General features: G+C 35.6%; 4 protein-coding genes. 2 read left to right on the top strand and 2 right to left on the bottom strand.

Going from position 1 to position 7,192, the window contains the following annotated elements; genetic code table 11:
* The first annotated feature begins 164 nt into the window (after positions 1-164).
* On the top strand, positions 165-503 hold the full coding sequence (locus ACWNT5_RS23520; protein ID WP_299901891.1) for a DUF4870 domain-containing protein: 339 nt from the start codon (positions 165-167) through the stop codon (positions 501-503).
* A gap of 66 nt (positions 504-569) precedes the next feature.
* Here ACWNT5_RS23520 and ACWNT5_RS23515 read toward each other — a convergent pair whose 3' ends face one another.
* Positions 570-1,871, bottom strand: coding sequence for an ammonium transporter (locus ACWNT5_RS23515; protein WP_299901894.1), 1,302 nt, complete (start codon positions 1,869-1,871; stop codon positions 570-572).
* A gap of 36 nt (positions 1,872-1,907) precedes the next feature.
* Positions 1,908-2,246 (bottom strand): P-II family nitrogen regulator, encoded by a 339-nt coding sequence (locus tag ACWNT5_RS23510; RefSeq protein WP_219010207.1) that lies wholly within the window; start codon positions 2,244-2,246, stop codon positions 1,908-1,910.
* Positions 2,247-2,684: 438 nt separating this feature from the next.
* Here ACWNT5_RS23510 and gltB point away from each other — a divergent pair, with 438 nt between their 5' ends.
* Positions 2,685-7,184, top strand: coding sequence for a glutamate synthase large subunit (gltB, locus tag ACWNT5_RS23505; protein WP_456518757.1), 4,500 nt, complete (start codon positions 2,685-2,687; stop codon positions 7,182-7,184).
* Positions 7,185-7,192 lie beyond the last annotated feature (8 nt).

Genomic DNA, 7,192 nt, shown 5'->3' with positions numbered 1-7,192 from the left:
AAAATCATTGCTCAATATGTAAAAAATCAAGGCAAGGAAAAAGAATATGAAGTGTTACATAAAACAGATCAGTTAGATCTATTCTAATCTAATGCCTCGGGGCTTGCCCCGAGGATTATTTACTAGCAATCAAAACTATCATCAACCGAAAAACATAAATAATCATGCGACAAGACAAATCATTATTAGTAATTACCCATTTATCACAGTTATTAGACTTAGTAACTGGATTTGGAGGGTTTATAGTTCCTTTAATACTTTGGTTAACCCAAAGAGAGCAGGTATTGGCAATGGATAATCATGGAAAATCCATTATGAATTTTCAAATAAGTATGTTTATCTATGCGATTGTGTGTATTCCATTAATATTACTATTTGGACTAGGAATACTTGGTTTGATATTAATAGGAATTCTATGTGTCGTATTTCCAATTATCAATGCTATAAAAGCAAGCAATGGAGAAGAACCTTCATATCCATTATCGATGGAGATTATAAAATAAACTAAACAAAAAGGAGTGCTGTAAATACAACACTCCTTTTATTACTTTTAATGTTTTGCTAACTATTTAGCTATCACTTCCGTAAACACTTACACCGTGTTCGTGAACATCTAATCCATCAATTTCTTCTTTTTCAGAAACACGAAGTCCAATCGTTTTCTTCAATATAATTAATACGATAAAACTTGTTACTACAGCCCATCCTATGTATGCTAATGTACCGATAGTTTGACTTGCTAAAAGTCCAGCTCCACCACCGTAGAATAAACCACCTTCTTTTGCAAATAAACCGATCAATACAGTTCCTAAGAAACCACAAGTTCCATGAACTGAAATTGCTCCCACTGGATCATCTATCTTAAGTACTTTATCAAGTAATTCGATAGAGAACACAACAGCGATACCACATATTAAACCGATCCACAGTGCACCGAATTGACTTACTGCACCACATCCTGCTGTAATACCAACTAATCCTGCTAATGCTCCATTTAATGTCATTGAAACATCTGGTTTTCCATATTTGATCCAAGTAAGGAACAAAGCAGCAACAGCACCAACGGCAGCGGCTATATTTGTATTAATAAGAACACTACCAGCAGCAATAGTATCATCACCACCCCATGCTAATTGTGATCCACCGTTAAATCCGAACCATCCTAACCAAAGGATAAGAACCCCAAGTGCACCAAATAACATATTGTGTCCAGGAATTACATTTACTTTTCCGTTTTCATATTTACCGATACGTGGTCCAACCAATTTTGCAGCTACTAATGCAGCACCACCACCAACAGCATGCACTACAGAAGATCCTGCAAAGTCAACAAAGTTTGGAAGTCCCATACTTTTCTCTAATGTGTTTAACCAAGCACTGTCGTCAAAAGGCCAATACCAGCTACCCGAAATTGGATAAATGATTGCTGTAAGCACAAAAGAAAATATTAAATACGTTGAAAATTTAGTACGTCCAGCGATTGCTCCCGAAACAATAGTTGCAGCAGTTGCGCAGAATACCGTTTGGAAAAATAGATTATACCAATCGTCAGCATGAAAAAATGCATATCCTTGATCTGCAGAACTCCATCTGAAAAAACCACCAGCAATTACTTTGTCTCCATACATAATTGCATAACCGATTGCCCAGAACATTATAGAACCGATAGAAAGGTCCATAATATTTTTCATAACGATATTTACAGCATTTTTACTTCTGGTAAAACCTACTTCTACCAAGGTAAATCCTGCCTGCATAAAGAAAACTAGGATCGCAGAAAGCGTGATCCATAAAGCACCCATGTCCCCGTTGATTCCTTCCACGGCCGCTTTTACTGCTTCTTGTACGTCTGGTTGTTGTATATAACTCATAAAATTTAGTTTTAGTTGATCTTTGTTGTATTAAGATTATGATAAGGTAATCCCCCCTTTTTCTGATGTACGAATTCTATAGGCTTCTTTTATATCGGAAACAAATATTTTTCCATCACCAACTTCACCTGTTTTAGCAGCTTCTAAAATAGCAGCAATAGCTACTTCTTCGAAGTCATCGTTTACAACGATCGATAAATAACGTCTTTGGATATCAGTAGTACTGTAAGAGATACCACGGTATACACTCCCTTTTTTCTCATTACCTACACCCGTTACATCCCAATAAGAAAAGAACGTAATGCCTTTTTCGTGAAGTGCTTCTTTAACCACACGATATTTTGATCTTCTGATGATTGCTTCTATTTTCTTCATAAAGACTAAAAAGTTAAAATTAATGTTAAATCTCTGTCAAAAATATGTGAATTACTTTTTAGCCTCAAAATTTATAAGGGTATTCATGTTATTTTTATCATTTTAAAATATTTACCCCCTAAAAAATTAGGGGTATGTATTTTTTCAAGAAATAACTGAGGATTTCGCAGTGAAAGATTGATGTTTTTTTACGAAAACGTTTTCATTTATTTTTTTTAGCCTAAAATGCTGTAATACCTACGATTAATAAAGGTTTTTTGAAGAAAATCGCGTTATTAAATTCGTAATTTCAAGTCTTTATTTTAGGATTATATTAGTTAAATAGTCCTTTTTTTATCGAGCTCAAAAAAACGATGTTCCATACGCGGTTTTTCTTTTCCCTTCCTTAAGGTTTTGTTAATTTCAACAACTTGAAACACTATTTAGATCGGAAATAACATGAAGAAACAAGGAATGTATCTGCCAGAATTCGAACACGACGCGTGTGGTGCTGGATTTATCTGTAGCTTAGAAGGTAAAAAGTCTAATGACATTATACATAAAGCACTAGAAATTCTGGAAAAATTAGAACATCGTGGAGCGGTAAGCTCAGATGGAAAAACAGGAGATGGAGCAGGAATACTAATAGATATACCACATGATTTCTTTTTAGAAAATTGTGAGTTTGATTTACCCGAAGCAGGAGAATATGCTGTAAGTAATGTGTTCTTACCCAAAAAAGAAAACCAGAGACAATATTGTATAGATACTTTCGAAAGAAATATCGAAAATCAAGGGTTGGTATTATTAGGATGGAGAGATGTTCCTGTGGACACGGTACATTTAGGAGAAATAGCTGCTACTACAGAGCCATTTATCAAACAAATATTTATTGGTAAGAATTCTAAGGATCAAAGTTATTTCGATTTCAACCTTAAATTATTCACGGCTAGAAAAATAACAGAACACGAAATTTATAGTTCTAAGTTATCCGAGAATAAATTCTTTTACCTACCAAGTTTGTCTACAAAGACTTTAATTTTTAAAGGTCTTTTAATGCCAGAGGATATAAAATTGTATTATACGGATCTGATGGATCCAAAAGTAGTAACAAGGCTTGCTTTGGTGCATCAACGTTTTTCTACCAATACATTTCCTACTTGGGATTTAGCACAACCTTTCCGCTATATGTGTCATAATGGCGAAATCAATACACTTAGAGGTAATGTAACCAGAATGCGATCTAGAGAAGAATTATTAGCTAGTGATTGGTTTGGAGATGATATCAAAAAGGTTTTACCAGTAGTATTAAAAGGTAAATCCGATTCTGCATCTATGGACATGGTTGTGGAGCTATTATTAATGACAGGTAGATCTTTACCAGAGGTAATGATGATGATGGTACCTGAAGCTTGGGAAAAGAATCCAGAAATGTCAGAAGCGAAGAAGGCTTTTTATGAATACAATTCTTGTGCGATGGAACCTTGGGATGGTCCAGCTTCTATACCTTTTACAGATGGGAATTACATAGGAGCTGTACTGGATAGAAATGGATTAAGACCCTCTAGATATACCGTAACCAAGAATGGATATGTAATCATGTCTTCTGAGACGGGAGTTGTTGATATTGCACCAGAAAATATAGAATTTCATGGTCGCCTAGAACCGGGAAAAATGTTCTTGGTAAATATGGATGAAGGGCGAATTGTAAATGACGAGGAAATTAAGGAAGAAATAGCAGCCAAACATCCGTATAGAAAGTGGATTGATAGCAGTTTAGTGCATTTAAAAGATATACCTTATAATGATTGTCCTTTATTCTTAGGAGAAGAAACAATTGCTAAACGAAAAGAAGTATTTGGATATACTCAAGAAGATATCGATACGATTATCGTACCTATGAGTCAGTTAGCAAAGGAACCTATAGGTTCTATGGGATCAGATACCCCAATTGCGGTGCTTTCACAAAGGTCTCAACTGATTTACAATTATTTCAAGCAATTGTTTGCACAGGTAACGAATCCTCCATTAGATGGAATTCGTGAAGAATTAATCACTGATATCAGTCTTACCTTAGGGGCAGATCATAATATTTTTGATATTAATGAAAAGCACTGTAATAAATTAAAAATTCAGAATCCGGTTATATCTAAAGAGGATCTTGATAAAATTAAAACGTATACAGATAAAGGTTTTAAAGCTACTTCTGTATCCATGTTATACAACATTAATCGTGGACTTAATGGGTTAGAAGATGCTTTAGATACCATGTTAGATAAAGTTTCTGAAGCAATCGATGACGGAAGTAATATAATCATTCTTTCTGATAGAAATATCAGTAAACATAGAGCGCCAATACCAGCATTGTTAGCTTGTTCTTTTGTGAATAGCGGATTACAAAAATTAGGAAAACGTTCTCAGGTTAGTATCATTATAGAATCAGCAGAACCAAGAGAAGTGCACCATTTTGCGCTACTATTTGGATATGGCGCAAGTGCTATTAATCCTTATATGGTAAATGAGATTATCAAAGAGCAAATTGAAGATAATAATATTACCGCTTTAGAAGCAGAAGCAGCTATAAATAATTACAATAAAGCTGTTGGGAAAGGAGTATTAAAGGTAATGAACAAAATAGGTATTTCTACATTGAATTCTTACCGTAGTTCTCAGTTATTTGAATGTATTGGAATCAATACCCAAGTGGTAGATAAGTATTTCCCAAATACTGCTACCCGTATACAAGGAATTGGATTATACGAAATAGAAAAAGAAATAGCGAAACGTCATAAAAGAGCATATATCGAAAGAGAAGTAGATGCTTCTTTAGATCTTGAAATAGGAGGGCAGTATAGATGGAGACGTAATGGAGAGAAACACCAGTTTAATCCATTGTCTGTTGCTAAATTGCAAAAATCGGTAAGAGACAATGACCCTAAGACCTATAAAGAATATGCTGCGTTAATCAATGAGCAATCCAAAGATCTTATGACGATTAGAGGATTATTAGAATTCTCTAATTACGATCCTATTCCTTTGGATGAGGTAGAACCGTGGACAGAAATCGTAAAACGTTTCAAAACAGGAGCGATGTCATACGGATCGATTAGTAAAGAAGCTCATGAGAACCTAGCGGTGGCAATGAATCGTATTGGAGGAAAGAGTAATTCGGGAGAAGGAGGAGAAAATCCATTACGTTTTTATAAAGATGTAAATGGAGATTGGAAGAACAGTGCTATTAAGCAAGTTGCTTCGGGTAGATTTGGAGTTTCGTCTAACTATCTTACCAATGCTGCTGAGATTCAAATAAAAATGGCTCAGGGAGCAAAACCAGGAGAAGGAGGACAATTACCAGGACCTAAAGTAAATCCTGAGATTGCCAAAACTCGTAATTCTACACCGTACGTAGGATTGATTTCGCCACCACCGCATCACGACATCTATTCTATAGAAGATTTATCACAGTTAATATATGACCTAAAATCTGCGAATAGAGATGCACGAATTAATGTGAAATTAGTATCAGAAGTAGGAGTCGGTACTGTTGCTGCAGGTGTGGCTAAAGCAAAAGCGGACGTAATTCTTATATCAGGATTCGATGGAGGAACAGGAGCATCGCCATTAACTTCTCTAAAACACGCTGGTTTACCTTGGGAGCTGGGAATCGCAGAAGCGCAGCAGACTTTGGTAGGGAATAACCTAAGAAGTCGTATTGTATTAGAATGTGATGGTCAGTTAAAAACAGGAAGAGATGTAGCGGTTGCTTGTTTATTAGGCGCGGAAGAATTTGGATTTGCAACAGCGCCGTTAGTAGCTTCTGGTTGTATAATGATGAGAGTTTGTCACTTGAATACCTGTCCAGTTGGAATTGCTACTCAGAATCCTGAATTGCGTAAGAAATTCAAAGGAAAACCTGAGCATGTAGTAAATTATATGTATTTCGTGGCTCAAGAGCTAAGAGAAATCATGGCGAAACTTGGTTTTAGAACTATCGATGAAATGGTAGGACAAGTACATAAATTAGATCGTAAAAAAGCAATTGAGCATTACAAAACAGCAGGAGTAGATCTTTCTCCAATTTTGCATCAGGTAGAAGCGCCAGAAGGTGTTGGTATTTACAATTCTGAAATGCAAGATCATGGTTTAGGAAGATCCATAGATTTTGAAATTATCGAGCAGGCTCACCAGGCACTATTTAGAAAAGAAAAAACCACCTTGGATTTTGATATTACTAATACAGATAGAGCAGTAGGAGCGATTCTAAGTAATGAGATTTCTAAGATATATGGAGCGCAAGGTCTTCCAGATAGCACATTGAAATTAAACTTTACTGGAGCAGCAGGACAAAGCTTCGGAGCATTTGCTACCAAAGGTCTTACCATGGTGGTTAATGGTAATACTAATGATTATTTAGGTAAAGGATTATCTGGAGCTAAATTAATTATTAAAGTACCAGACGAAGCGACATTAATTCCTGAACATAATGTGATTACGGGTAATGTAACTTTATATGGAGCTACAGATGGAGAAGTGTATATCAATGGTAAAGCAGGTGAGCGATTCTGTGTTCGTAATTCTGGAGCCAAAGCAGTAGTGGAAGGTATTGGAGATCATGGATGTGAATATATGACTGGTGGTGTTGCAGTGATTCTTGGAGAGGTTGGTAGAAACTTCGGAGCTGGAATGTCTGGTGGAATTGCATATATCTATGATGACAAGAAAACATTTGAAGCACATTGCAATAAAGAGGCTTTAAACCTAGATCCTGTAGTGATTCCTGAGGATGTTAAAGAGTTAAAAGATTTAATAGAGTCACATTATAATGCCACGTTAAGTCCATTAGCTCAGAGAATTCTTGAAAACTGGGAAAGTGAATTACCAAAGTTCATTAAAATATTCCCAGAAGAATATAAGCAAGCATTAAAACGATTAGAAGAAGAAAAATTAGCACAAGCATAAACGATAAT

It is taken from the genome of Aquimarina sp. 433 (assembly GCF_054054605.1).
This window is presented reverse-complemented; position numbering and strand designations above follow the sequence as displayed.

Bases quoted from the DNA above. Each gene is read 5' to 3' on its own strand.
- ACWNT5_RS23510 (WP_219010207.1), bottom strand. From the start codon at position 2,246: ATGAAGAAAATAGAAGCAATCATCAGAAGATCAAAATATCGTGTGGTT.
- ACWNT5_RS23515 (WP_299901894.1), bottom strand. From the start codon at position 1,871: ATGAGTTATATACAACAACCAGACGTACAAGAAGCAGTAAAAGCGGCC.
- ACWNT5_RS23520 (WP_299901891.1), top strand. From the start codon at position 165: ATGCGACAAGACAAATCATTATTAGTAATTACCCATTTATCACAGTTA.
- gltB (WP_456518757.1), top strand. From the start codon at position 2,685: ATGAAGAAACAAGGAATGTATCTGCCAGAATTCGAACACGACGCGTGT.